The 25,466-nt window shown below is 48.8% G+C and carries 22 protein-coding genes and 1 other RNA gene; 5 read left to right on the top strand and 18 right to left on the bottom strand.

All coding sequences use genetic code 11. The features are described from left to right. Positions 1–181: 181 nt before the first annotated feature. From lpxC to rsmI, 18 genes are all read right to left on the bottom strand, one after another. The gene (lpxC, locus tag ACOCLE_RS02845; protein ID WP_419535430.1) at positions 182–1,096 is read right to left on the bottom strand and encodes a UDP-3-O-acyl-N-acetylglucosamine deacetylase; all 915 of its coding nucleotides are present in this window, start codon (positions 1,094–1,096) and stop codon (positions 182–184) included. Positions 1,097–1,198: 102 nt separating this feature from the next. Further along, positions 1,199–2,383 (bottom strand): cell division protein FtsZ, encoded by a 1,185-nt coding sequence (ftsZ, locus tag ACOCLE_RS02840; protein ID WP_419535429.1) that lies wholly within the window; start codon positions 2,381–2,383, stop codon positions 1,199–1,201. Between the two features lie 97 nt (positions 2,384–2,480). Then, the gene (gene ftsA, locus ACOCLE_RS02835) at positions 2,481–3,716 is read right to left on the bottom strand and encodes a cell division protein FtsA (protein ID WP_419535428.1); all 1,236 of its coding nucleotides are present in this window, start codon (positions 3,714–3,716) and stop codon (positions 2,481–2,483) included. 52 nt (positions 3,717–3,768) lie between these two features. Then, positions 3,769–4,479 carry a cell division protein FtsQ/DivIB gene (locus tag ACOCLE_RS02830; protein WP_419535427.1) on the bottom strand — a complete coding sequence of 237 codons (711 nt, stop codon included), beginning with the start codon at positions 4,477–4,479 and terminating at the stop codon, positions 3,769–3,771. A gap of 97 nt (positions 4,480–4,576) precedes the next feature. Next, complete coding sequence (locus ACOCLE_RS02825) at positions 4,577–5,515, bottom strand: D-alanine--D-alanine ligase (RefSeq protein WP_419535426.1); 939 nt, start codon at positions 5,513–5,515, stop codon at positions 4,577–4,579. A gap of 43 nt (positions 5,516–5,558) precedes the next feature. Continuing rightward, positions 5,559–7,013, bottom strand: coding sequence for a UDP-N-acetylmuramate--L-alanine ligase (gene murC, locus ACOCLE_RS02820; protein ID WP_419535425.1), 1,455 nt, complete (start codon positions 7,011–7,013; stop codon positions 5,559–5,561). After that, on the bottom strand, positions 7,006–8,115 hold the full coding sequence (murG, locus tag ACOCLE_RS02815) for an undecaprenyldiphospho-muramoylpentapeptide beta-N-acetylglucosaminyltransferase (RefSeq protein WP_419535424.1): 1,110 nt from the start codon (positions 8,113–8,115) through the stop codon (positions 7,006–7,008). The genes murC and murG overlap by 8 nt, the downstream gene beginning before the upstream one ends. Beyond that, positions 8,108–9,352: a putative lipid II flippase FtsW gene (ftsW, locus tag ACOCLE_RS02810; protein ID WP_419535423.1), complete on the bottom strand. Its 1,245-nt coding sequence runs from the start codon at positions 9,350–9,352 to the stop codon at positions 8,108–8,110. Before ftsW ends, murG begins: the two co-directional genes overlap by 8 nt. Next, positions 9,346–10,764, bottom strand: a complete 1,419-nt coding sequence (murD, locus tag ACOCLE_RS02805; protein WP_419535422.1) for a UDP-N-acetylmuramoyl-L-alanine--D-glutamate ligase — start codon at positions 10,762–10,764, stop codon at positions 9,346–9,348. Before murD ends, ftsW begins: the two co-directional genes overlap by 7 nt. 23 nt (positions 10,765–10,787) lie before the next feature. Further along, complete coding sequence (gene mraY, locus ACOCLE_RS02800) at positions 10,788–11,870, bottom strand: phospho-N-acetylmuramoyl-pentapeptide-transferase (RefSeq protein WP_419535421.1); 1,083 nt, start codon at positions 11,868–11,870, stop codon at positions 10,788–10,790. After that, the gene (locus tag ACOCLE_RS02795) at positions 11,870–13,270 is read right to left on the bottom strand and encodes a UDP-N-acetylmuramoyl-tripeptide--D-alanyl-D-alanine ligase (protein WP_419535420.1); all 1,401 of its coding nucleotides are present in this window, start codon (positions 13,268–13,270) and stop codon (positions 11,870–11,872) included. The genes mraY and ACOCLE_RS02795 overlap by 1 nt, the downstream gene beginning before the upstream one ends. Positions 13,271–13,278: 8 nt before the next feature. Beyond that, positions 13,279–14,865 carry a UDP-N-acetylmuramoyl-L-alanyl-D-glutamate--2,6-diaminopimelate ligase gene (locus ACOCLE_RS02790; RefSeq protein ID WP_419535419.1) on the bottom strand — a complete coding sequence of 529 codons (1,587 nt, stop codon included), beginning with the start codon at positions 14,863–14,865 and terminating at the stop codon, positions 13,279–13,281. 11 nt (positions 14,866–14,876) lie between these two features. Further along, positions 14,877–16,715, bottom strand: a complete 1,839-nt coding sequence (locus tag ACOCLE_RS02785; protein ID WP_419535418.1) for a peptidoglycan D,D-transpeptidase FtsI family protein — start codon at positions 16,713–16,715, stop codon at positions 14,877–14,879. Beyond that, positions 16,712–17,014, bottom strand: a complete 303-nt coding sequence (gene ftsL / locus ACOCLE_RS02780) for a cell division protein FtsL (protein ID WP_419535417.1) — start codon at positions 17,012–17,014, stop codon at positions 16,712–16,714. Before ftsL ends, ACOCLE_RS02785 begins: the two co-directional genes overlap by 4 nt. Then, complete coding sequence (gene rsmH, locus ACOCLE_RS02775) at positions 17,014–17,985, bottom strand: 16S rRNA (cytosine(1402)-N(4))-methyltransferase RsmH (protein ID WP_419535416.1); 972 nt, start codon at positions 17,983–17,985, stop codon at positions 17,014–17,016. The genes ftsL and rsmH overlap by 1 nt, the downstream gene beginning before the upstream one ends. A gap of 31 nt (positions 17,986–18,016) precedes the next feature. After that, the gene (gene mraZ, locus ACOCLE_RS02770) at positions 18,017–18,472 is read right to left on the bottom strand and encodes a division/cell wall cluster transcriptional repressor MraZ (protein ID WP_419535415.1); all 456 of its coding nucleotides are present in this window, start codon (positions 18,470–18,472) and stop codon (positions 18,017–18,019) included. A gap of 460 nt (positions 18,473–18,932) precedes the next feature. Next, an RNA gene (gene rnpB, locus ACOCLE_RS02765) (RNase P RNA component class A) lies at positions 18,933–19,340 on the bottom strand. Between the two features lie 52 nt (positions 19,341–19,392). Then, positions 19,393–20,238: a 16S rRNA (cytidine(1402)-2'-O)-methyltransferase gene (gene rsmI, locus ACOCLE_RS02760; RefSeq protein ID WP_419535414.1), complete on the bottom strand. Its 846-nt coding sequence runs from the start codon at positions 20,236–20,238 to the stop codon at positions 19,393–19,395. A 297-nt stretch (positions 20,239–20,535) separates the two neighbouring features. On the opposite strand from rsmI, the gene ACOCLE_RS02755 reads away from it, so the two are divergent. The 5 genes from ACOCLE_RS02755 to ACOCLE_RS02735 all read left to right on the top strand — a co-directional run bounded on the left by ACOCLE_RS02755 (position 20,536) and on the right by ACOCLE_RS02735 (position 25,443). Then, on the top strand, positions 20,536–21,426 hold the full coding sequence (locus ACOCLE_RS02755; protein ID WP_419533099.1) for an IS982 family transposase: 891 nt from the start codon (positions 20,536–20,538) through the stop codon (positions 21,424–21,426). Positions 21,427–21,785: 359 nt separating this feature from the next. Further along, positions 21,786–23,768 carry a penicillin-binding protein activator gene (locus ACOCLE_RS02750; protein WP_419535413.1) on the top strand — a complete coding sequence of 661 codons (1,983 nt, stop codon included), beginning with the start codon at positions 21,786–21,788 and terminating at the stop codon, positions 23,766–23,768. Continuing rightward, entirely contained in the window at positions 23,743–24,117 is a 375-nt protein-coding gene (locus tag ACOCLE_RS02745; protein WP_419535412.1) for a YraN family protein, read from the top strand. Before ACOCLE_RS02750 ends, ACOCLE_RS02745 begins: the two co-directional genes overlap by 26 nt. Positions 24,118–24,219: 102 nt before the next feature. Further along, the gene (locus tag ACOCLE_RS02740) at positions 24,220–24,804 is read left to right on the top strand and encodes a phosphoheptose isomerase (RefSeq protein WP_419535411.1); all 585 of its coding nucleotides are present in this window, start codon (positions 24,220–24,222) and stop codon (positions 24,802–24,804) included. Between the two features lie 66 nt (positions 24,805–24,870). Further along, on the top strand, positions 24,871–25,443 hold the full coding sequence (locus tag ACOCLE_RS02735; RefSeq protein WP_419535410.1) for a BON domain-containing protein: 573 nt from the start codon (positions 24,871–24,873) through the stop codon (positions 25,441–25,443). Positions 25,444–25,466: the final 23 nt, after the last annotated feature.

Raw genomic sequence — 25,466 nt, 5'->3', positions numbered from 1 at the left:
CTGTCAAAAAATCAACACCTTCAAAGGCAAAGCTGTAGGTATAAAAAAAGCCGAAAAATAAAGGCACTTTACCATCTACCAGCCATAAAAAAGGCCACTACAAAGCGGCCTAACTCAAAACTGAATGATCCAGTCTTGCAAAAATCGTATCTCAGATCAGCGTTAACTCAAAAAAAAGCCATTACGCAATAACCGCAACAGGTTTTTGATAAGATATAGGAGAAACATCCGCATCTTCGAATGTAACTATTTCCCACAATTTTTCATTGGCCAGCAGAGTTCTGACCAGCTTATTGTTAAGTTCATGGCCAGATTTATGACCGACAAACTCACCAATCAAACTATGGCCCAGCAAGTATAGGTCACCAATCGCGTCAAGCATTTTGTGCTTGACAAACTCATCGTGGTAACGGAGGCCATCTTCATTGAGGATACGGTAATCATCGACAACAACGACATTATCTACGCTTCCGCCCAGAGCCAGATTCTGAGAACGGAGATACTCGACATCCCGCATGAAGCCAAATGTACGCGCCCGACTCACTTCCTTTACAAAGGATGTACTTGAGAAGTCAATCGATGCGGTTTGAGACCGACTTTTGAAAACAGGGTGATCAAAGTCAATGGTGAAGCTTACCTTAAATCCATCATATGGTTTGAACGTGGCGGTTTTATCGCCCTCAGTTACCATCACATCTTCTTTGATGCGAATGAATTTTTTAGGCGCGTTCTGCTCCTGAATACCTGCAGACTGTAACAGGAATACAAATGGACCTGCACTGCCATCCATAATCGGAACTTCATGAGCACTGACTTCAACGTAGGCATTATCAATACCCAGTCCAGCCAGAGCTGAGAGCAGATGTTCAACGGTGTCAATCCGAGTACCGTCTTTATGCAAAGATGTACAGAGTGTCGTCTGCCCGACATTCAGGGCATGAGCAGGAATTTCTACAACAGGCTCAAGGTCTGTTCTACAGAAAATGATGCCAGTATCTACGGGAGCAGGCTTGAGTGTGAGGTATACCTTTTCACCGGAGTGAAGACCCACACCCGTAGCACGAATAATATTTTTCAGTGTACGCTGTCTGATCATGATAACGCTGTTCCGCGACCTGTAAGGTCCCTATTATTTGGATGCAACGTCACATTGTAACAAAAGTAACAATTGAGACAAGTTCGCATTTATACGCTCTGATTAATCCGCCTGACGCCTCAGGAATGCCGGAATATCAAGATAATCCACATTATCACCGGAAGCTGAAGAGCGTCTGGACTCAGACTTTGGCTCCGCTTCATCTTCACTTCTACGGGCATTGCGCAAAACCGGTGAAATATCCAGCTCAGCCAGATTCAACGTGCCATCACTGTTTTTAGTCGTTGGTTTCTCAACGACCTTAAGCTGATCCTTTGGAGCCACTCCTGAACCAATGCCCGTTGCCACAACGGTAACCCGCAACTCATCCGTTAACTCCGGATCAATAACCGTACCAATAACAACAGTAGCATCATTGGAAGCAAACTGGCTAACAACGTCACCGACCTGATTATACTCACCAACCGTAAAGTCGAGACCTGCGGTAATATTAACCAGAACACCCTTGGCACCTTGAAGGTCCACATCTTCCAGCAGAGGGCTGCGAATTGCTTTCTCAGCAGCTTCTGCTGCACGACCACTGCCGGTAGCAACGCCGGTCCCCATCATTGCCATGCCCATTTCTGACATCACTGTACGAACATCCGCGAAGTCAACGTTAATGAGACCATCACGGGTAATCAGCTCAGAAATACCCTGCACCGCACCCAGCAGAACGTCATTAGCTGCACCAAAAGCATTCAGCAGACTGACATCACTGCCAAGCACTGGCAACAACTTTTCGTTGGGAATTGTGATCAGTGAATCGACATGTTCCTGAAGCTCTTTAAGACCTTCTTCAGCAATGGCCATTCTGCGCTTGCCTTCAAACCCAAATGGCTTGGTAACCACAGCTACGGTCAATGCTCCAAGTTCACGAGCAACCTGCGCCACGACCGGCGCAGCACCAGTTCCGGTACCACCGCCCATACCAGCTGCAATGAAGACCATGTCTGCACCTTTGAGCAACTCGGCAATGCGCTCGCGATCTTCCATTGCAGCCTCACGGCCAACATTCGGATTCGCTCCTGCACCCAGCCCTCGGGTAATAGACGCACCTAACTGCAGGTGGGTATGCGCCTGCATATGCTGCTTTTTCAGTGCCTGAGCATCAGTATTGGCACAGACAAACTCTACACCTTCCAGCTGGCTTTTCAGCATGTGGCAAACTGCATTGCCACCACCGCCACCGACGCCGATGACTTTGATGACCGCTTCCTGCGGTACGTTATCCACCAATTCAAACATGGCCATCTCCTTTTTATCACCCTCAATCTAACAAATTCTGCCCAATACCGTTACCGAAAAATCCTGCGACGCCAGCCAGATACTACGAGTTAACGCACTAAAAGCTCTGAAACCAGCGCTTCATCTTGTCAATCAATCCAGTATCCTGAGACTTACTGGCAACCGCTTTTTTCAACCCGTCTTTCTGCATTTTCTGGCCATAGTGCAACAGCCCAACCCCTGTTGAATAAATGGGGTTGCTGACCACATCACTCAGCCCTTTCACAGACTGTGGGACACCTAATCGAACCGGCATATGAAAAATTTCTTCTGCCAGCTCTATAGCACCCTCAATCTTTGAGGTCCCACCTGTCAGCACAATACCTGCTGGAATCAGATCTTCGAAACCGCTTCGCCTGATCTCCGCATTAATCAATGTGAAGAGCTCGTCATAACGAGGTTCTACCACTTCAGCCAGCGCTTGTCTGGAAAGCTCTCTTGGTGGTCGGTCACCAACGCTGGGAACTTTAATGGTTTCATCAGCACCCGCCAACTGTGCCAGAGCACAGGCATACTTGATCTTTATATCTTCTGCATTTTGTGTTGGCGTCCGCAGTGCCATGGCAATATCATTGGTCACCTGGTCACCCGCAATAGGGATCACGGCCGTATGACGGATCGCACCATCAGTAAAAATTGCAATATCGGTTGTACCACCACCAATATCCACCATACAGACACCCAGTTCCTTCTCATCTTCTGAAAGAACTGAATAACTTGAAGCAAGCTGCTCCAGAATAATATCGTCCACTTCAAGGCCACAGCGACGAATGCAGTTTTCAATATTCTGTGCCGCGTTAACGGCACAGGTCACCAGATGGACTTTGGCTTCAAGCCTGACGCCAGACATACCCTGAGGCTCCTTAATCCCCTCCTGGTTATCAATGGCATACTCCTGTGGAAGAATATGAAGGATGCGCTGATCTGCAGGAATTGCGACCGCCTGGGCAGCATCAATGACCCTATCAATATCTGCACCATTCACTTCCCGTTCTCGTATTGCAACGATGCCATGGGAATTCAGGCTCTTGATATGATTACCAGCAATACCTGCATAGACCGAGTGAATCTGGCAGCCTGCCATGAGTTCTGCTTCTTCAACGGCCCTCTTTATTGCATGGACGGTGGAATCAATATTAACGACGACTCCACGCTTAAGCCCACGGGAAATATGCGAACCAATGCCGATGACCTCAATGTCACCCTCAGCGTTGAGTTCTCCAACTATAGCCACAACCTTAGAAGTGCCTATATCTAACCCAACAATCAATCTTCCATTATCTGCCGCTGTCATGGCATCAATCTTCCCAAACTTCTCTATCCATCATGAATCTGAGTCTACCTGTCTACTTTGCCCCTTCGGTAAGAAGGGTTCCATTCCAGGCAACCGAAGCACCATTCAAGTATCGTAAATCCACCCGCCTCACCTGCTTCCAACGCGACTCCAGCCTGGCATGATAAAGCCGGACAAAACGCTGTAGCCTTTCCATTTTTCTGTCACGGCCAATATTGACCTCAACATGTCCTACGGTAAAGCGCCATGAGCCACTTTCACTGCGTTTCAACGTTTTCAGCTTAAGCCCCATAGGCCTGAGCAGCTGACTAATGGCCAGATATTGCTGCATAACTTCAGCTGCAGACTCTTCAGGGCCATCGAGAACCGGCATCAACGAAAAAGCAGCGATATTCTCTGGCGCAAAAACTTCACCTTCATTACTGATCAGGTGATGACTGCCCCATCTAGCGACCGGTTGCTGCTCTTCCAGACTAACCTGAACACTATCAGGCCAATGCCTCCGAACAGATGCATCTTTAACCCATGGCATATCCAGAAGAACCTGCCGCATCTCTTGCAACTCCAGGGCAAAAAAGCGCTCCTGTATAAGTGGATGCAGCTTTTGCTCTACCTGTTCTCTGGATAAGTGCTCAAAGCCTGCATGCACTTCCACCCGTGCTATCGGCTGATTCAGCCAGTTCATCAACCATGGAGCTGAGCCTAACAACCCCAGGAACAGAAAAAGAGACACCACCGTTTGCAGCACTCTTTTCCATGGCAACTGCTTTATTCCTCGTCTTCCATCCTTCAGCCTTGAATCCCTACGAGAAGCGCCCCGCACGTCTCTTTGCCGGCTGGCATAGAATGAAAATCCTGCTCTATCTGACATCCGCTGTTTTCAATATTTCAATAACCAGTTCATCAAAGGACAACCCGGCATCAGCTGCAGCCATTGGCATCAAACTATGATCCGTCATACCCGGAATAGTATTGACTTCCAGTAACCAGAACCTTCCCTGCTGATCCTGCATAAAATCGACACGCCCCCAACCAGAGCAACCTAAAGCTTCAAACGCAGTCAATGCTACTGCCTGCAATTCCTGCTCTTTGATTGAAGTCAGACCACAGGGAATTGAGTAACGGGTATTATCCGACAGATACTTGGCTTCATAGTCATAAAACTCGCCTTCTGCCTCTATTTTAATGACCGGCAATGCCTGATCATTCAGAATACCTACCGTAAACTCAGGACCATCGATAAACGACTCAACCAGCACAGGGCCTTTATGCTCAGCAGCCCGCTCGCAGGCAGCCTCAAGATCTTCCCTTCTATCTACCCTCGCCACACCAACACTGGAACCCTCCATGCTCGGCTTTACAAAAGCAGGCAACAAAGACTCTGCATGGCCAAGGTTATCTGCTCCCATCACTAGGGCAAACTCTGGCGTTGGCAAGCCAATGGACTGCCAAAGTAACTTACAGCGATATTTATCCATCGCCAAAGCCGATGCCATTATCCCACTACCGGAATATGGAATACCCATGGTTTCCAACAACCCCTGCATGGTGCCGTCTTCACCACCACGACCATGCAACGCTATAAAGGCATAGTCAGGGCCATACTCCTGCAGTTGTTCAATAACATTTTCACAGGTATCAATCAGCTGGCATTTAACCCCCTGGCGGTTCAGCGCTGCATAAATGCGCTCACCGCTGATTAAACTCACTTCTCTTTCCGCGGAGTTACCACCAAAAAGTACAGCGACCTTTCCAAAAGCCTTTGGATCAAAGTGATCACAACTCCGGTCGTACTTCATGCACTGTATCCCTTTTCTATTCAATTCGTGGCTGTCGTCAATTTTACCGTTCTGCAGGTATTGCCAACTCATTACTGGCAAGCCTGAGAGCCAGTGCACCTATGTCTCCGGCTCCCTGCGCCAGCAGCAAGTCACCATCCTCAAGCACATCAGCAAGCACCGACTCAACGTCTTCAGGGCGTCCAATAAAGATTGGATCAACCAGTCCCCGCTGCCGAATACTTCGGCACAGCGAACGACTGTCAGCACCGGTAATGGGGTCTTCTCCAGCAGGATACACCTCCATCAACAGAAGAACATCAACCCTTGAGAGAACATCAACAAAATCCTCATACAAATCCCGTGTTCTTGAGAAACGATGAGGCTGATAGATCATAACCAGTCGCTTATCTTCCCAACCATCACGGACGGCCCTGATGGTTGCGTCAACTTCTGTTGGATGATGGCCATAATCATCAACCAACATCACCTCACCTGCGTGAGTATTAAACTCTCCCAGCACCTGAAAACGCCGCCCAACACCATCAAAACGGCTCAAGCCTTCTGCAATAATCTGATCCGGAATACCTTCATCAGAAGCCGTTGCAAAAGTAGCAAGGGCATTCAGTACGTTATGACGCCCAGGAATACCCAATTCAATCGAAACCTGCGTTTCTTCAGTACTGCCACGACGAACCAGGTCAAACGAGGTTCTCATTCCCTGCTGGCGAATATTGACCGCCCTGTAATCTGCATCTTCACTGAAGCCATAAGTAATCACCTGTCGCTTTATTTCCGGCAATAGCTCTCTGACCACAGGACAGTCGATACAAACAATGGCCACTCCATAAAATGGCAAATTGTGCAGAAAATCGATAAATGTCTTTTTGAGCTTGCCAAAGTCACCGTCGTAGGTAGACATATGGTCAGCATCGATATTGGTAACAATCGAAACCATCGGCTGCAAATGAAGAAAAGAGGCATCAGACTCATCCGCTTCAGCAACCAGATAACGACTCCCACCCAGCTTTGCATTAGTACCGGCAGAGTTGAGCCTTCCACCAATCACAAAAGTTGGATCCATACCACTGAACCCCAGGACCGAAGCAAGCAGGCTGGTCGTAGTGGTCTTACCATGAGTACCAGCCACCGCAATACCGTGGCGGTAACGCATTAACTCGGCCAGCATCTGAGCCCGGGGAACAATTGGCAAGCGACGACTCTCTGCCTCAACCACCTCCGGGTTGTTGCCTGCAACAGCGGTTGAAGTAACAATGACATCCGCATTGGTCACATTCTCGGTACGGTGACCAATAAACACCTCTACTCCTAACCCTTCGAGGCGCTCTGTCACTGATGATGCGCGAATATCCGAGCCAGAGATTTCATAACCCTGGTTCAGCAGCACCTCAGCAATGCCACACATCCCAGAACCACCAATTCCCACAAAATGAATTTTGCGGATTCGTCTCATCTCTGGTACAGCCACAACTGGAATTCGACTCTTTAAATCAGGCATAAGAGACCTCCTGCCCAGCCGCTTCAAGACAGTGCCTGACCACGTCACTTGTCGCCTTTGGCAAACCGGCTGCTTTTGCAGATGAGGCCATTAGTTCAAGCTGGTCAGGATTGCCTGCCAGCTCCAGAATCATTTTTGTCAAACCGTCCACGTCCAAATCTTTTTGCTGAACCATCAGGGCTGCACCTCTGTCCACAAGGTAATGCCCATTAACTGTCTGATGATCATCCACCGCAAATGGAAAAGGCACCAGAATTCCTGGCTTTCCTGCCGCAGCCAGTTCTGCAATGGTTAATGCGCCTGAACGACAGAGTACCAGATCAGCCCACTCATAAGCCTGAGCCATATCATCAATAAATGGCTCTACACGGCCAGTAACTCCAAGCTGCTGGTAATCTGCACGACATTGGTCAAAGGTCCCCTTTCCTGTCTGGTGCCAGACATCAACCCGACCACTGCATTTTTGCAGAATCTGGGGAATCATTTTGTTGATCGCTAAAGCCCCCCTGCTGCCCCCCACTACCAATAATCGTAAGGGTGTATGAGGAACACTGGCAGAAACTGATACAATCTCGGGGCGAACAGGGTTTCCTGTCAGCATAACTTTCCTGACAACACCAGAAGAAAGCCCATCAAACGTTCCTGGAAACGCTTCGAGTACGCGGGTAGCAATCCTGGCCAGTAGTTTATTGGTAAGCCCTGCAACAGCATTCTGTTCATGAACCACCAGCGGAACACCCAGTAGTCTGGCGGCAACACCACCGGGACCTGTTACATAGCCGCCCATGCCAACAACACAAACGGGCTTGTGCTCTCTTAGAACCCGAACCGCTTTAAATAATGAAACGGCAAGACGCCATGGAGCTTTCAACAGAAAGCTAATCCCTTTACCACGCAAGCCGGTGACTGGAATGAAACTGATATCAATACCATGCTTTGGTACAAGATCAGCTTCCATGCTTTCAGGGGTTCCCAACCAGTGGACACGGTAGCCCTGCTTAATCAGCCCCTGAGCAGTAGCAAGTCCGGGGAATATATGGCCGCCCGTACCGCCCGCCATGATGATTACCAAAGGCGTGTGAGTATCTGACTGCTCAGCCATAAATATTACCTCCAGCCATTTCATTCGACTTTCGTTCTTTAGCCTTTCGTCCCGCAACAGGCTTAGCCTCTATGGCTTTAGTCAGGCGACGTTCAAAATCAATTCGTAACAAAATACCAAATGCCAGACAGTTAACAATTAAACTGCTGCCCCCATAACTAATCATTGGTAAAGCCAGACCTTTAGTGGGCAACAGCCCGGTATTCACACCAATATTAATCAGCGCCTGACTGGCAAAAAGCAACGCAATACCATAAGCAACAAAGCCATGAAATAACATGCCCTTAGCTTCTGCACGTGAGCCCAGCTGCAGTGAACGCCATGCGACAAATAGAAACAACCCAAGCAACAACAGCGACCCGACCACACCAAATTCTTCTGCCAACACGGCAAACACAAAATCTGTATGCGCCTCTGGTAGATAAAACAGCTTCTGAATGCTGTTACCCAGTCCTTCACCAAACCAGGCGCCTCGACCAAAAGCGATCAGAGCCTGAGTTAACTGATAGCCGCTACCAAAAGCATGGGCCCACGGATCCATATAGGATGTGATACGAGCCATGCGATAAGGCTCCATCCAGATCATCAACCCAATTAAAACAACCACTCCGGCAATCATCACCAGAAACTGATGGAACCGGGCTCCAGCCATGAAAATCATTCCCATCACAGCGACGGTAAGCACCACCAGAGCACCAAGATCCGGCTCTGCAAGCAGCAATAAAGCCAGTCCAGCCATCACTAGCATAGGCTTAATAAAACCACTCCAGCGAGTTCGAACCTCATCCAGGTGCCTCACCAGGTACCCCGCCAGGTAGATCACGACGCAGAGTTTGGCAACCTCTGAGGCCTGCAAGTTAAAGAAGCCAAGTGGAATCCAGCGGACGCTACCATTAATCTCCCGGCCTACAATCAGGACCACCACCAACAGGAAAAATGCGACAAGCAAACCTATCCAGCTCATTTTCTGAATCCGGCTGACAGGCACAAGCATCATCACACCCATAGCAAACAGCCCAACTACCATAAAAAGAAGCTGTTTAATGACGACCCTCAGCGGATCACCAAAAGTAGCACTGGAGACATCCATGGAAGCGGAACCCACCATGACCAGACCAATGGCAAGCAGAGCAAGCACAGCTCCAAACAGGATCATATCAACACTCATAAGCATTGATACGTCCTGATCTGAAGATTCTTTCTCATTGAGAAAGCTGCGTCGAACCCGTTTCAACATACCATCAAACCATTAACCAGCTCTGCAAATCGATCACCCCGATGCTCAAAACTGTCAAACATATCAAAACTGGCGCATGCCGGTGCCAGCAACACCGCATCACCTTTTCCAGCCAGATCAGCAGCAACACTCACTGCATTCTCCAAACTGCCAGACTTGTGGATCTCTGCACTATCATTGACGGCCTGCTCAATAGCTGGACCATCACGCCCGATCAATACCAGATGACTGACATAACGCTCAACCACCGACTTCAAGTCGGAAAAATCGGCGCCTTTGCCGTCGCCTCCGGCAATGAGAATAATATTACCCTCAAGGCTTTCGCCAAGACCTTCAATAGCAGCAACCGATGCACCCACGTTGGTCGCTTTTGAATCATTAAACCAGGCAACGCCATCATGTTCGCCTAACCACTGACAGCGATGTTTTAGCCCGGGAAAAACTGCCAGCGCTTCAGACATGGCGTCGAACTTAAGGCCTATCGCCTCACCAAGGGCCAGTGCTGCAAGTGCATTCAGGTAGTTATGACGCCCTTTTATCTTCATCTTGCGGGTATTGACCAGCTTTTCCAGCCCCTTACTCAACCAGATGCCGTCATCATCGGAAAGAAGTCCCATCTGCCCAAGATCCGGAGACCCGCAAGTAAATGTCACCGCTCCAGCCGTTACCGGAAGTAAAGGAGAAGTCAGAGGGTCATCCCTGTTGAATACAGCAGTACCACACCCCTTATAAACACGCTGTTTGGCCTGATGATACTCAGCCAGTGTCGGGTAACGATCCATATGATCTGGACTGAGGTTCAAAACCGTTGCAGCAGTAGCACGGAGACTGTGCGTGGTTTCAAGCTGAAAACTGGAAAGCTCAAGAACGTATACATCAATACTGTCATCATCCAGCAAATCCAGAGCAGGCGTTCCGATGTTACCCCCAACTCCCGGATTAAGCCCTGAACTTCTGACCATTTCGCCAACCAGCGTGGTCACTGTGCTTTTACCATTGGAGCCGGTAATTGCCACGAGTGGCTTTAGTGGTGACAAAGCATTGACCGCCCGACAAAACAGCTCAATATCACCAATAGCAGTAGCGCCATTTTCAACCGCCCTGGCAATCGCCGGTTCGGCGAGAGCAATACCCGGACTGACCACCAACTCATCAGCAGCCATTAGCCACTGCTCATTGAAGCTTCCCGTATGGAGGGGGACGTCAGGAAATAACTGACGACACTCCGTTTCACCCGGCGGATTTACCCGCGTATCAATAATTTTGAAGGGCAAACCCTGACTGTGAAGGTAACGAGCACAAGACAACCCGGTCTTTCCAAGACCGATGATCACCCGGTTACGGCTGGAAACAATCAGCCCTGATGGCTCATTGTCAGCTAATTCCTTTTTAACAAGAGTGCTGCTTGTCACAATCCCGTTACCCATAAAACCAGTTAGCGAATTTTCAATGACGCCAGTCCAATCAGAACCAGCACAATAGTAACAATCCAAAAGCGCACAATAACCCGAGGCTCAGGCCACCCTTTCAATTCAAAATGGTGATGCAGTGGTGCCATGCGAAATATACGACGACCGGTCAACTTATAGGAACCAACCTGAAGAATGACAGAGATCGTTTCCATCACAAAGACACCACCCATGATAATCAATACGATTTCCTGACGGACGATAACAGCGATCACCCCCAGGGCAGCACCAAGGGCAAGTGCACCTACATCACCCATGAAAACCTGGGCTGGGTATGTATTAAACCAGAGGAAGCCAAGGCCTGCTCCGGCTATGGCAGCACAAAACACGACCAGCTCCCCAGCTCCTGGCACGGCAGGAATCAATAAATACTGGGCAAAGGTTGCATGACCGCTGAGATAAGCAAAAACCGCCAGAGCTGAAGCGACCATAACGGTTGGTAAAATAGCAAGGCCATCCAGTCCATCGGTAAGGTTGACCGCATTACTGGATCCAACAATGGTCAGATAAGCCAAAACAATAAAGAAGGGCCCAAGTTGCAGTGTTACATTTTTGAAGAATGGAATGATCAGTGTCGTTTCTGTTGCAGATGGCGCTGTAAAAAACAGGAAAAAAGCTGCGCCAAGGCCTGCAACCGATTGCCAGAACATTTTCCAGCGTGCCGGAAGGCCGCGGGAGTTCTTTTCAACCACTTTCCGATAATCATCTACCCAGCCAACCGCACCGAAAATACCGGTAACGACCAGAACCACCCAGACATAGCGATTGCTTAGATCTGCCCAGAGCAAGGTACTGATCGCAATACAGATGAGAATCAGTGCCCCTCCCATAGTTGGGGTGCCAGCCTTACTTAGATGGCTTTGTGGTCCATCATCACGAACGGCCTGTCCAATCTGATAAAAACTCAGCTTTCGAATAAAATGAGGCCCAAGCCACAAGCTCATGACCAGAGCCGTCAGGACACCAAAAATACCTCTCAACGTGAGGTACTTAAAAACCAGAAATCCATGGTAATACTGGGATAAATAATCTGCCAGCCAGACCAGCATCAGGCATCTCCCTTGTAGTCAGACCCAATCAGAGTCTGGATAATATCCAACATTTTCATCCCCTTTGATCCCTTCACCAATACCGACACCTCATCATTGAGGTCGCTGTCGAGCTCAGATTCCAGCCAGGTAATCAGCTCACCTTTTTCTTCAAAGTGCAAACCACCACCAAAGGCTTCACTGGCCAGACGAGCAGAAGGCCCGAAGCTCAAAAACTGCTGAATACCCAGCTCTTTCGCATAGAGGCCAATATCTCGATGACGTTCATCAGATATTTCCCCAAGATCCAGCATGTCACCAAAAACCATGATGGTTTTGCCACCACAATCAGCCAGCTGCTCAACCGCTGCCAGTGTTGCTTTCGGGTTGGCATTGTAGGTTTCATCAATCAGAACAGCACCGGAGGAGTGTACAAATCGCTGCCCCCGTCGCTGGTAAGGCCGGGCATTTTCCAGCCCGCGGGCAATAATGTCCAGCGACAGTCCACTGGCGGATGCAACTGCTGCTGCACAACAGGCATTGGTTACCTGATAGCGCCCCCAGAATGAAAGTTGCAGGTTCTGCTGTTCGTCCTGTTTGTCATCCTTGCGAATATGCAGCGTAAATCGGGTGCCCTCATGGTTGGGAACAATATCGCTGGCATAACAGTTCGCAACAGGGCTCTGCCCACTGAAACTGACAATCCTGCGGTCTTGTTTTTGCAAAACACGGTCATACCATCCACTGTAAAACCGGTCATCCATATTCAAAATGGCGATACCATCGTCAGGGAGAGCGTCAAGAATAAAGCCTTTCTCCCAGGCAACGCCTTCAACACTCTTCAAATCTGCAAGATGGGTTTCCGCAGCATTAACAATAACGGAAATATCTGGGCGGCCCATATTTGCAATGTACTCAATTTCACCGGGAGCACTGGTTCCCATTTCAACCACAGCAAACTGATGCGATCCGTTTATCTTCAAGAGAGTTAATGGTGTGCCCAGTGCATTATTAAGATTGCCTTCCGTCGCCAACGTTAAGCCTGCTTCAGAGAAGATAGCCATCAACATCTCTTTAACCGATGTTTTACCGCAGGAGCCAGTGACACCAACAAGAAGCCCATCAAAGTTATTACGATTGGCTTCTCCCAGAAGCCCCAGAGCCTTTTCAGAACTTTCAACAACGATCTGAGGCAGGGCCGTATCACTTATATAGTGTTCAGTCAGTGCAGCAACCGCACCCGCAACCTGAGCCTGTGCCAGATAATCATGTCCGTCAAAGCGGGGACCTTTGATCGCAATAAACAGATCCCCCTGCTTCAATGTTCGAGTATCAATGCTGACACCTGTCACCAAAGGCCCATCAGCCGGAAGCTCATTTAATTGGCCACCGACAATCTCAGCAATTGCAGAAAGGGACATCGCTTCAATCATACCTGCATTCCCTTTTGATTAATTTCGTATTGAGAGCTGCTGCATTGAGAATCCAACACTGATAGCACCTGTTCGGCATCATCAAAGTGATGTCGAACACCATGAATTTCCTGATAGTTTTCATGCCCCTTGCCCGCAATCACGATAATATCGCTGCCACTGGCGGATGAAATTGCGAAACGTATCGCTTCAGAACGGTCAGCAATAACCTGAACACGCTGACGATCATCCTGCGTAATCCCTTCCAAAGAATCAGCAATGATCTGTTTGGGGTCTTCAGACCTTGGATTATCACTGGTAAGCACCGCTATATCTGCACCATTCAAAGCAGCCGCCGTCATCAGAGGTCGCTTACCTCTGTCCCGGTCGCCACCACAACCATATACACAGACAATATTCCCGCTGCCTTGTTCGCTATCGTTAGCAGAAGGCTCAGTTACACTCTCTATTTGAGAACGGTGCTCACGCAATGAAGAAAGAACGCTCTCAATGGCATCCGGTGTATGAGCATAATCCACAAGCACCAGAGGCTGACCATCACCACCAAACTGCTGCATTCTTCCGGGAGGGGCAGTAATCAATGGAATGACCGCCAGGAGGGATTCAAGTGAGTACCCTTGAACACCAAGCGCAGCAATCACTGCCAACAGATTTTCCAGATTAAAGCGCCCCAGCAATGAAGTACTCAACCTACCAGCTCCCCAAGGCGTATGAATGTTCGCCCTGAAGCCCTGAGGCAACGCCTCAATATTACCGAGATACACATCCGCCGAAGCATCTTCCAGGGACCAGGTTGTGATATTGACTCCATCAGGGCAGGATGAGAGCATCAATTCAGCAAACTCATCATCCTTTCCAATAACAGCAAACCGGTAACTGCACTCTGAAAACAACCTGGCCTTGGCCGCTGCGTACTTCTCCAGTGAGCCATGATAATCCAGATGGTCACGACTGATATGGGTAAACATCGCTACTTCAAAAGAGACACCGGCGACACGCCCTTGATCAAGCCCATGGGATGATACTTCCATAGCCAGCGCCTGCACCCCATCGGAAACCAGTCGTCCCATGTACTGATGCAGAGAGAGAACATCACTGGTGGTATTCAGGGAAGCCTCCATCTTGCCAGGCAATCCGCGCCCCACGGTACCCATCAGAGCACAGGGTTCCCCCAGTTGCTGAAGGATTTCAGAGATAAACCAGCAGCAGGAGGTTTTTCCATTGGTACCGGTAATCCCTATTACTTTCAGCTGTTCAGAAGGCTGCCGATAAAAACGATTAGCAAGAGCCCCAATCTTTGTACCAAGCCCCGAAACAATAAAAACGGAATCATTATCCGCAACAACAGACAGATCAAATCCTTCACTAGCGTCCACCAGGACCGCCGCAGCTCCCTTCTTCAAGGCATCCGCTATGTATTGACGGCCATCGGATTGAACGCCGGGTATCGCAATAAACAACTCACCCCCGGTAATCTTGCGACTATCGAGGGTCATATGCGTCAGCACCTTATCGACAGCTACGGTAGGTAGCTGAAGTTCGGCAAGCACGTTATTGAGAGTGTTCTCATGCTCAGCTGTCATTGCTTTTCGCTTTAACCTTCTTTCAATGGTGTAGAGGCACCTGCACCTAAACTTCTCTCATCCAGACCCAGCGCATAAGGTAAAAACGCCATACGCTGACCTGAACCTTCCGACTCAACTGGTTCAACCCCCAACAGTCTGAGCGCTCCAGCCGCAACCTTGGAGAACACCGGCGCTGCTGTCAGACCGCCGTAATACGTTTTTCCTGAGGGGTCATCGATAATGACAACCATGGCAAGCCGGGGATTATCAATAGGCGCTAAGCCAGCAAACATTCCAATATAGCGATCTTTGATATAACCATTTGGTCCAACCTTCCTGGCTGTTCCGGTTTTCCCGCCAACCTCAAATGCGTCGATCATGGCTCGCCCACCGGTTCCGCCATGAACAACTTCCCGAAGCATTTTTCGCAGATCATCAGCAACCTGCTGATCCATTACTCGGACACCATCAGGTACAACGTCTCGCTTAATCAGGGATACCGGACGCATAATCCCGCCAGAACCAAGCACTGTATAAGCTTGTGCCAGCTGGAGAGGCGTTACGGTCAAACCATAACCAAACGATAACGTCGCAACTTCAATATCACTCCAGCGATCCCGGTAAGGCAGGTAGCCAGGGTTTTCTCCTGGAAAGCCAGTCCCGGTACTTTGACCAAGCCCAACTCGCTGTAGCAGGTCAAGCACTTTGTCCGGACCAATGGCAAGCGCCATCTTTGAAACCCCCACATTACTGGATTTCCGCAGCACTGTGGTCACATCAATAGCACCGTAATTACGTATATCCTTTACCTGATCCCTGCCAAGTCGCATGTAACCAGGGGCGGTATTAATCACCGAGCCTTTGTGGAACTGCCCCGACTCCAAAGCTGCTGCTACGGCAAATGGTTTCAATGTTGAGCCAGGCTCGACCATATCGGTTACCACCCGGTTTCGCATTTTATGCGCCTGCATATCCGCCCGGTTGTTTGGGTTGTATGCAGGCTGGTTAACCATTGCCAGCACTTCACCGGTTTTGACATCAAGCATGATCAAAGAGCCGGCTTTGGCTTTATGAAGCTCAACCGCCTTTTTTAACTCCCGGTAAGCCATATATTGAAGCCTGAGATCAATACTCAGCATCAACTCCTTACCCGGGCTTGCACTTTTCATCAGCTCAGCCTGCCGGGCAAGCTGACCTTTACGATCTTTGAGGACCCTGCGTTTACCTGGCTCACCGGATAGCCATTGATTGTAGGCCAGCTCCAGCCCTTCCTGACCGGACTCATCGATATTGGTAAAACCAACCAAATGGGCTGTTACCTCGGCCGCTGGGTAATAGCGCCGATGCTCATTAATGGCCCGAACACCCGGCACCCTTAATGCCATTACCTTTGCCCCCTGCTCAGGCGTCAACTGACGCTTGAGGTAGATAAAGTCTTTGCTTTTGGCTGTTTCTATCCGATCTGACAGCCACTTATGTGAAACATCAAGCTCCTCAGCCAACGCCTTCCAGCGCTCTCTCGCTTCATAGAGCACTTCAGGATCTGCCCAGATAGTCACTACCGGTGTACTTACCGCCAGAGGGTCACCATTTCGATCAAATATGACACCTCTGTGCGCAGCCACTGATTCATAACGAACAGAACGCTTGTCGCCCTCGCTTTGCAAAAAGTGGCGATCCAGCAGCTGCAAATCGACAATCCGGTAGCCAATTACCAACCCGGCAATCAGCAAAACCATTTGCAACACTTTCAGGCGCCACTTTCGTGTAAGGCCACTAACCAGGTTTCCAAACCAAATACCAGCCCTTCCCACTTTTTTCTCAGAAGCCGGCCGGTTTCGCTGTGATACTTTCCGCCCCTGACTCATGGCAGAACCATTTCTATCTGACTGGTTTTTGGCACATCCATGTCCAGTTTCTCCCTGACAACCTTTTCAACCCTTCCCGGGGATGTCAGCGTGCTGTGCTCCAACAACAACTTTCCCCACTCCACCTGGGCACTGTTTCTGTTTTCAAGCTCCTGCTGAATCCGGTTATGTAAGCGTCGGTTTTCGTAAGAAACATAACCAACGGACAACCCCGACAAGACAACCAATAGCAACAGCAAAAGGGTTGACCCATAAGAACGAATGAGCCTTCCTCTCATCAGAAGAGCAGCATCCATCATCAAGCCAGCTTTTCTGACACACGCATAACGGCGCTTCGTGCCCTGGGATTTTCCAATACTTCCTGCCTGGAAGGCTTGATGGCCTTACCCAGGCTCTTCATACGGCGATTCAACTGATCCTCTGTAACCGGCAGCCAGCTCGGCAACTCATCACCCTTCTGGTGCTTACGAATAAAGCGCTTTACAATCCTGTCTTCCAGCGAGTGGAAGCTGATGATCACCAGTCGACCACCTGGCTTCAGTTTTTCCAGCGCACGATCCAGGCAAAGTACGAGATCATCCAGTTCACGATTGATGTGAATCCTGATCGCCTGAAACGCACGGGTAGCCGGATGCTTCCCCTTTTCCCTGGTTGGGCAGGCCGCAGCAATAATGCCAGCCAGCCGCTTAGTTGTCAGAATAGGCTCAATTTCTCGTTCTCTGACAATAGCTCTGGCCATCCTTCGGGAAAACCGATCTTCACCGTATTCCCAGATCACCCGACTGATCTCCTGTTCTTCAGCCCTTGCCAGCCAGTCTGCTGCGCTCTCACCGTCCTGATGATTCATTCTCATGTCCAGAGGCCCTTCATGCATGAAACTAAAGCCTCTTTCAGGGTCATCCAGCTGGGGCGATGAAACCCCAAGGTCCAGCAAAATTCCATCAACCAGTTGATCGCTATTTACAGAATCAACATCGGTAAAAGACCCATGATGAATCGAAAACCTTGGATCCTCACTTTCCAGCTCAACGCCAGTGGCAATTGCCGCCGGATCTTTATCAATACCAATCAGCCGCCCCTGCTCCGTCAACGAGCTCAAAACCAAGCGACTGTGCCCTCCCCTGCCAAAAGTACCATCGACATATACTCCGGAAGGATCAGTCAGCAACGCATCAACAGCCTCATTCAGCAACACTGTTTTATGTACATGGTTAGCTACCTCGTTCTCAGGAGCTAACTTCTGGCTATCAACACGATCTAACGATTTCATAAACCTTTCACAAACTATCTAAAGAAGCGTTTTATAAAGAGAGCGACTGCAATTCCATCGGAATCTCTTCTGACTCACTGGCTTCTTTCAGGTATTGGTCACGGCGTTCGTTCCAGCAAAGTTCATCCCAAAGCTCGAACTTCTTGCCCTGCCCCAGCAAAATACTGCGCTTTTCAAGACCTGCGTATTCACGCAACAGTGGAGGGATAAGAATACGTCCATTGCCATCCAATTCAACATCGGTGGCATGCCCGATCAAAAGCCTCTGAATTCGGCGGGTCATTGGATGAAAACTGGGAAGTGCTTCAATTTTCTGCTGAATCAGCTCCCACTCGTCCAGCGGGTAGATCAGCAAGCAGGGCTCATCGGTGTCAATCGTTGCCACCAGAGCACCATCACAGCGATCCCGCAATACCTGCCGATAACGAGCTGGTATAGCAAGACGCCCTTTGGCATCCAGATTGATGGCATTTACACCGCGAAACACATTACCTTCTCCCTGGTCCCCTCACCCCTGGAAACCTTACGGCACCCGTCATTTATAAAGGCCTAATGAGAGCCAACTCCATTCAGCACCCCATCCCGCCCCACAATAATCCACTTTACACCACTAAAGCACACTATAGGAATCTGGAAAACCCACGTCAAGCAGGGGTTCTACCTCTTCCCACCCAATATTGGACAACCAAATACAAACACTGTTTCCAAAATCAATATTGAATGCCCACATATAACGGCCAAAATGGGCTCTGACGAGGAAAAATAAAACCATAGTTCAACTTCTTTTAAGGCAGCAGCAACGAATACCAAATACTTTTATTGCAAAGAAAGCTAAAAGAAAGGTTAAAGCGTGGGATTTAAAACGGAACGGAAAACCAGTTCAGGCTTGCAACAACAAGCTTCATGAAGAGTGCAAAAGACAAACAGGAAAAATCAAAAGAAAAGGAAGTGCGAGCCGGCCTGTAAGCCGGGTTCTGTCCAGCCTGCCAAAGCAGGCCTGGGCAATCATTCATCTGGGATGTCTGTCACCAGACACCTCAAGCAACCTACCCGAATCCAGTGCGGGTCACACCTATAGGATTCCTATTTGGTCTTGCTCCAGGCGGGGTTTACCGTGCCATGGACTGTTACCAGCCATGCGGTGCGCTCTTACCGCACCCTTTCACCCTTACCGGCCAACTTCTTTTCAACGAAAGTTGGAAAGAACGCTGGCTTAGGCGGTCTACTCTCTGCTGCACTTTCCGTAGGCTTTCGCCCCCCAGGAATTACCTGGCGCCCTACCCTCTGGAGCCCGGACTTTCCTCCCTCCATCCTGGTCAAAAACCAGAATGAACAGCGACTGCCCGGCCAGCTCGCGGCGGCGAATATTACTTGTCCGACTCCCGTTAATCAACCGTATTCAGCATTTTATTCGTCTGATTTCAGTTTCAAACCCAGCTCATAAAGCACTTTCTTCCTGACTCCGGTGAGATCAGCAACCACAGAGGCCGCTTTTTTGATAGGTAAATCGTCCATTAAGCGTTGTAGCATTTTCTCAATTTCCGGGCTGATTTCAGATGACTCCTCCTCTTTATACCCCTCAACCAGAACAACAAATTCTCCACGCTGTTGATTCGAATCTGACGCTAAAACAGCCTGAACCTCAGAAACCGTACCCGCTATAACGGTCTCAAAGGTTTTGGTAATCTCTCGAGCCAGAGTAATGTATCTGCCATCACCAAGCACCGCACTAAGATCCTCCATCAGATCCATAATACGATGTGGTGATTCATAAACTCCCCAGGTACTTGAGAAAGCCGCTAATGCCTCTATTCTCTTGCGTCGCCCCGCTCCTTTAGCAGGCAAAAAGCCTTCAAAATAAAACCTGTCGGTTGGCAAACCACTCACTGACAGCGCGGCAACAAAAGCACAGGCTCCCGGGACCGGAACCACCCGAAAGCCTGCCTCCCTGACTGAGCGAACCAAATAAAAGCCAGGGTCAGAAATCAATGGAGTACCTGCATCACTGATCAAAGCAACGGTTTCACCAGCCTGCATACGCCGAACAATCATCTCTGCCTGATGGCGCTCATTGTGGTCATGACAGGGAATCAGCGGAGTAGCAATCCCAAAGTGATTCATCAACCGCTTGCTATGCCGGGTATCCTCTGCAGCAATAACGTCAACCTGACGAAGCACCTCTATGGCTCTGGGGGTCATATCTCCCAGATTACCAATGGGCGTAGAAACGATATAAAGAAGAGAGTCAGACATGACAAAGAAAAACCAATGCTACCTTTCAAACTGCATCCTAACACCTTCTGGCATCTTTCCGACCAAAAAAGCTTGAGAGAAAAACAATTACAACGCTTTAGCGCTCAGATCAAATAACAACCAATGCGATAAAGCACTGTTTTCAACCCTTTAGAGTTGAGGTCACACCCCCAGATCAACCGCTACTTAGAAAATACAATAGTTACGCCATGTGCGACTTTTAGGTTTGCATAAGGAGACATGACTGATCCTGCTTTCTGCTATTAAAAGCAGTAGAAAGCAAAGAAGGTTTCAGTCATGCCCGTTGAAGAGTTTATCACTACAGTCTACTGCTTGATCGACGATTTGGTAAAAGAGCTTTTTCCTGTACCACTGCGACTTCGAGGGTTTCCACCAAAGCTCACTGATAGTGAAGCGATCACCATGGAAGTTGTCGGTGAATGGCTTGGGCATCATAAGGACACTGAGATTTGGAAGTATTTTACCCGACACTGGCGACACCTGTTTCCTGACATTCCTTCACGCTCGGCATTTGTCAAACAGGCCGCCAACTTATGGCATGTGAAACAACGACTGCAAATTCGTATAGTCCAGATGATGCATGCAGATAATGCAGATATCCATTTAATCGATGGTTTTCCGATTGATGTTGTCGTCAGAACCCGTGCACCACAGAGCCGTATCTTTAAAGCTGAGGCTGGTTATGGTTACTGCGCTTCCAAGGACAAGAAGTTCTATGGCTTTCAGGGGCATTTGCTGGTTGAAGCACGAGGGATTCCTGTGGGTTTTACTCTGACCGCAGCGAACGTAGATGAGCGTGATGCAGCCTATGACATGCTCGAGACCATTTCTGGCCTCTTGCTTGGCGATAAGGGCTATATAAGGCCTGAGTTTAAAGCTGATTGTCAGGAATTAGGTATTGATCTTCAGACGCCACTGAGAAAAAACATGCAAGATGAACGTCCGAAGTCGTTTGTAAAGCTGGTATTACGGGTACGACGGAGAATAGAAACAGTGATAGGTCAATTGACAGAGCGCTTTGAAATAGAAAAGTGCCATTGTCGAGATAGATGGCATATGACATCACGTATCGCTCGGAAGTTACTGGCACATAATATTGGTTCTTATCTGAATATAATTGCTGGTCGTCCTGCAATACAGTTTGAGAACCTTATTTCCGAAGATTAAAAAACGGAAAGCAAATAATTGCGTGATTTTGAAGATACAACTTGGACTTACCATCATGCTAGCCCGGATATTTCATAAACGTGCTCCCGTTCTCGCTTGTCCTTTGCCGCCCTAAGGGAGTTTTGCTCGGTCGACCGTACTCCCCGGTACGGCACTCCCTCACAAAATCCCTTAGGGCGACAAAGTCCTGCCCGAGATTCGGGGCAGTTTATGAAATATCCGGGCTAGTAATTTGAGATAGTTTCAGACAAAGTCGCACATCGCGTAATAGTTATAACCTATAGTGTCGATTCCAAGCCCTGTGTACAATCAAAGCCATTAACAAAGTTATTCCCAGAAGAGCTGGCCTGCGACCTCCAATGATGACCAATTTAACCGCTCTGCGAAAAAACCTTTCCAACACATTGCCCGCCATAGCAATGGCTGTATTGATCCCCATATTCATTACCGCCTGCTCATCGCAACCGAAGGCAACAATTCCACCAACAATTTCTTCTATCAAGAGCATTGAGCAGCAGCTGGCCGAGGTAGAAAAGCTCAGCTACCCGGAGCGGGCCAGCCTCACTCTGGAAATAACCAGAAACTTGATCAAAAAAGACCCTGCCCGCACTGAAAAGATACTCAACCAGCTGCCTTACGAACAGCTACCCAAACGCATACAAGCAGAGCTTGCTGTTCAACAGGCTCAACTTGCTCAGATAAACCATCAAGACTGGGCTGTTTTTGAATGGCTTGATCGCGAAGCAGTCATTGTCAGCAACGATACCTATATCAATGCTCAAGCCCACATTCTAAAAGCACTCGCCTATTCGAGGTTTGGTGAATACCAGGCCTCTCTGGACGAATGGCTTCTGGCTGGACCTTATCTTACCGAAACAGAAAGGGAGCCACACTATGACAGCTTCTGGCAAACGCTTCTGCATGTACCTGCCGAGAGACTTGATAGCCTGTACAAGCAGGAAAAGTCACAACAACTGAAAGGTTGGCTGGCCTTGGCTTTAATTTATCAAACCGGTCGCAGCCTAGATCAACAGCTCACCGGCCTTGAACAATGGAAACGGGACTGGGCATACCATCCAGCTCACAAATACCTGCCAGGGGATTTTGAAGCGCTGAAGAGCAGCTCAACCAAACGTCCTGATAAAATTGCCGTACTACTTCCTCTGTCAGGAAGGTTGAGCAGAGCTGGAGAATCCGTTCGTGATGGCATGCTGGCCTCCCACTACGAGGCCATGAGCAAAAATGAACCACTTCCTGAACTGCAATTTTATAACACTGAGAGCAGCAATATTAACGATCTCGCTTCCAGAGCCATTGATGAAGGTGCGCAGTTGATTATTGGCCCACTGAACAAGAGCCAGGTAAAAGCGCTAAATTCTGACATCACCAATCGCATCCCCGTTTTGGCTCTAAACTACCTTGATGACTCTCCCAATCAGGCATTCCCCACATCATCAGGAAACTATCGAGCAGGAGGGCTTTATCAATTTGGACTATCTGCGGAAGATGAAGCCATTATGGCCGCAGAGCGGGGCCGCCTGGATGGCCATAAAACGGCAATCATCATTACACCCGATACAGAATGGGGCAAGAAAATCAACACCACCTTCAAAGCAAAATGGCAGGAACTGGGTGGTGTCATTGTCGGCTCTGGTGAGTTTGATGCAAAAACCCAGTTCAGCAGCCTGACCGGCTGGCTACTGCATACTGACCAAAGTGAAGCGAGGGCAAAACAGCTCAGCAGGCTTCTAGGTGAAAGACTGGGATTCCAGGCCCGTCGGCGCCAGGATGTTGATATGGTGTTTATTGGCGCCAATCCTCAGGAGGCGAGACAGATTAAACCCGCGCTCGCCTACCAATACGCAGGAAATCTTCCAGTCTATGCAACCTCCAGCGCTTTTTCCGGTATTACCAATACCAATCAGGATCAGGATATGGATGGCATTCGCATTCCCATTATGCCTTGGTTAATTCCTGGAACACCAAGCCAGCTGGAACAGCAAATCAACACTTTATGGAAACAGTCCCGAGGCCAACTGGGAACGCTTTACGCACTGGGCGCTGATGCCTATAAGCTTTACCCAAGGCTTCAGCAACTCTCAAGCCTACAGGGTAGTCAATTACCAGGGATGACCGGATTCCTGAGTATTACTCCAAATGGCAAAATCCATCGCGAACTGTCCTGGCAGATATTCAGGAATGGCCGGTTAACTCCACTTCCCATCATCAAACCAAAGGTTGCAGAAAACCGGCTATCCAAATTGTCCGAAAAAAATCAAGCATCAACATCAGTCACAGGAGATAATACCGTCCTTTATGCCCTGGAAACTGAACCTCAGTAATAAAAAAGGAGCTCTGGCGGAAAAAAGCGCCCTGCTGTTTTTGAAGCAGCAGGGACTGACGCTGTTACATAGCAACTTTGCCGATAAAACAGGTGAAATCGATCTGATTATGCTGGACTATTCCACACTGGTATTTATCGAGGTCCGCTCCCGAAGCCACTCACGATTCGGTAATGCAGCCAGTTCAATTGACAAAATCAAGCAGCAGAAAATTCGAAAGACGGCAGCCGCTTATTTACTTAAATACCGTCAACACAGCCATAGGATTTGTCGATTTGATGCAATATCCATTGACAATCATGACGGCACAGGGCAAAACAGCTTAAAATGGATCAAAAGTGCTTTTTAAGAATTTCTTAGGAGCGAATAATTTTCTGGTCGCTATTCAGAAGAGCGGTTTCAGAAGAAGGAAGAATGAAAGCCAGGCGGTTTTCACTTCAAGGTTTCAGGCATGCATGAACGTATAACGCAACATTTTTCCGATAGTATCGATGCCAAAATTCGCGCAGCGGACGAACTCCCTCCACTCATTGCTGATGCAGCAGAGATGATGGTGCAGTCCCTGCTAAACGAAGGAAAAATCATGGCGTGCGGAAACGGAGGCGCTGCTGGCGACGCCCAGCACTTTGTTTCTGAATTAATTAATCGCTTCGACCGTGAGCGTCCAGCCTTACCGGCTCTTTCCCTTTGTGCAGACAGTTTAACCATAACATCTATCGCCAACGACTCAAGCTACAACGAAGTGTTCTCCAAACAAATACGAGCACTGGGACAGGAAGGCGATATATTGCTGGCAATTTCAGCTCATGGCAACTGCCCAAACATGGTTCAAGCCATCCAGGCAGCCCATGACCGAAACATTCAGGTGATCGCCCTGACCGGTAAAGACGGTGGTGATATGGCCCGACTCCTGCACCCGGAAGAAGTTGAAATAAGGGTGCCCGATAGCAGCCCACAGCGTATACAGGAAGTCCACACGCTGATTATTCATTGCCTTTGCGACCTGATTGATGAGTTCCTGTTTTCCGCCGAATAAACTGGAATCTTGCTCTCATTTCTACCAATCCTTATTTTTTCACTATTCATGACATCAGGGGGAACCATGAAACCTATCGGCATTGCACTACTAACCGGTTTACTGACCCTGTTAAGTGGTTGCGCAGCGCTGGTTGACTCCGTTAACGAAGAGCCGGTCAACATTGATAACAGCAAACGGACCTGGGGATCCTGGATGGATGACCAGACCATTGAAACCGTCACCGCTGTAAACATTAATAAGGCTGATCCAGCCCTGAGAGAGTCAAGAGTCAAAGTCATCAGCTTTAACGGCATCGTATTGCTCATCGGTCAGGTACCTGATGAGAGCCTGAAACGACTGGCAGGCCAGACAGCACAGAATGTTGAAAAGGTTCGCCAGGTCTACAATGAGCTTGAAATTGGTCCAAACGCAGACATCCTGGTGCAAAGCAATGACAGCTGGTTGACTACAAAAATCAAAACCTCAATGGTGACCAATGAAGCGGTTATTGCTGACAGAATCAAAATCAATACTGAACAGGGAACGGTGTATCTCATGGGACTCATCACCCCCAAAATGGCACAGGAGGCTGTATCCATTGCTGCAAACACCTATGGAGTTTCAAGAGTCGTAAAGGTGTTTGAATACATACCTTGATACGGAACACCGCATGAGACCAA

This window comes from Endozoicomonas sp., assembly GCF_965196975.1.
Taxonomy (GTDB): Bacteria; Pseudomonadota; Gammaproteobacteria; order Pseudomonadales; family Endozoicomonadaceae; genus Endozoicomonas.
The sequence above is the reverse complement of the archived record's forward strand: the minus strand, read 5'-3'. Positions and strand labels throughout refer to the sequence as shown.

What these genes read in the sequence shown, in the direction of transcription:
- rsmI (WP_419535414.1), bottom strand. Translation starts at nt 20,238, where the DNA reads ATGTCTGACTCTCTTCTTTATATCGTTTCTACGCCCATTGGTAATCTG.
- ftsA (WP_419535428.1), bottom strand. Translation starts at nt 3,716, where the DNA reads ATGACAGCGGCAGATAATGGAAGATTGATTGTTGGGTTAGATATAGGC.
- ACOCLE_RS02825 (WP_419535426.1), bottom strand. Translation starts at nt 5,515, where the DNA reads ATGAAGTACGACCGGAGTTGTGATCACTTTGATCCAAAGGCTTTTGGA.
- ACOCLE_RS02785 (WP_419535418.1), bottom strand. Translation starts at nt 16,715, where the DNA reads ATGAGTCAGGGGCGGAAAGTATCACAGCGAAACCGGCCGGCTTCTGAG.
- rsmH (WP_419535416.1), bottom strand. Translation starts at nt 17,985, where the DNA reads ATGAAATCGTTAGATCGTGTTGATAGCCAGAAGTTAGCTCCTGAGAAC.
- ACOCLE_RS02745 (WP_419535412.1), top strand. Translation starts at nt 23,743, where the DNA reads ATGCCCTGGAAACTGAACCTCAGTAATAAAAAAGGAGCTCTGGCGGAA.
- ftsZ (WP_419535429.1), bottom strand. Translation starts at nt 2,383, where the DNA reads ATGTTTGAATTGGTGGATAACGTACCGCAGGAAGCGGTCATCAAAGTC.
- lpxC (WP_419535430.1), bottom strand. Translation starts at nt 1,096, where the DNA reads ATGATCAGACAGCGTACACTGAAAAATATTATTCGTGCTACGGGTGTG.
- ftsW (WP_419535423.1), bottom strand. Translation starts at nt 9,352, where the DNA reads ATGTTGAAACGGGTTCGACGCAGCTTTCTCAATGAGAAAGAATCTTCA.
- murC (WP_419535425.1), bottom strand. Translation starts at nt 7,013, where the DNA reads ATGCCTGATTTAAAGAGTCGAATTCCAGTTGTGGCTGTACCAGAGATG.
- ftsL (WP_419535417.1), bottom strand. Translation starts at nt 17,014, where the DNA reads ATGATGGATGCTGCTCTTCTGATGAGAGGAAGGCTCATTCGTTCTTAT.
- ACOCLE_RS02755 (WP_419533099.1), top strand. Translation starts at nt 20,536, where the DNA reads ATGCCCGTTGAAGAGTTTATCACTACAGTCTACTGCTTGATCGACGAT.
- murG (WP_419535424.1), bottom strand. Translation starts at nt 8,115, where the DNA reads ATGGCTGAGCAGTCAGATACTCACACGCCTTTGGTAATCATCATGGCG.
- ACOCLE_RS02740 (WP_419535411.1), top strand. Translation starts at nt 24,220, where the DNA reads ATGCATGAACGTATAACGCAACATTTTTCCGATAGTATCGATGCCAAA.
- mraY (WP_419535421.1), bottom strand. Translation starts at nt 11,870, where the DNA reads ATGCTGGTCTGGCTGGCAGATTATTTATCCCAGTATTACCATGGATTT.
- ACOCLE_RS02790 (WP_419535419.1), bottom strand. Translation starts at nt 14,865, where the DNA reads ATGACAGCTGAGCATGAGAACACTCTCAATAACGTGCTTGCCGAACTT.
- ACOCLE_RS02795 (WP_419535420.1), bottom strand. Translation starts at nt 13,270, where the DNA reads ATGTCCCTTTCTGCAATTGCTGAGATTGTCGGTGGCCAATTAAATGAG.
- ACOCLE_RS02735 (WP_419535410.1), top strand. Translation starts at nt 24,871, where the DNA reads ATGAAACCTATCGGCATTGCACTACTAACCGGTTTACTGACCCTGTTA.
- ACOCLE_RS02750 (WP_419535413.1), top strand. Translation starts at nt 21,786, where the DNA reads ATGATGACCAATTTAACCGCTCTGCGAAAAAACCTTTCCAACACATTG.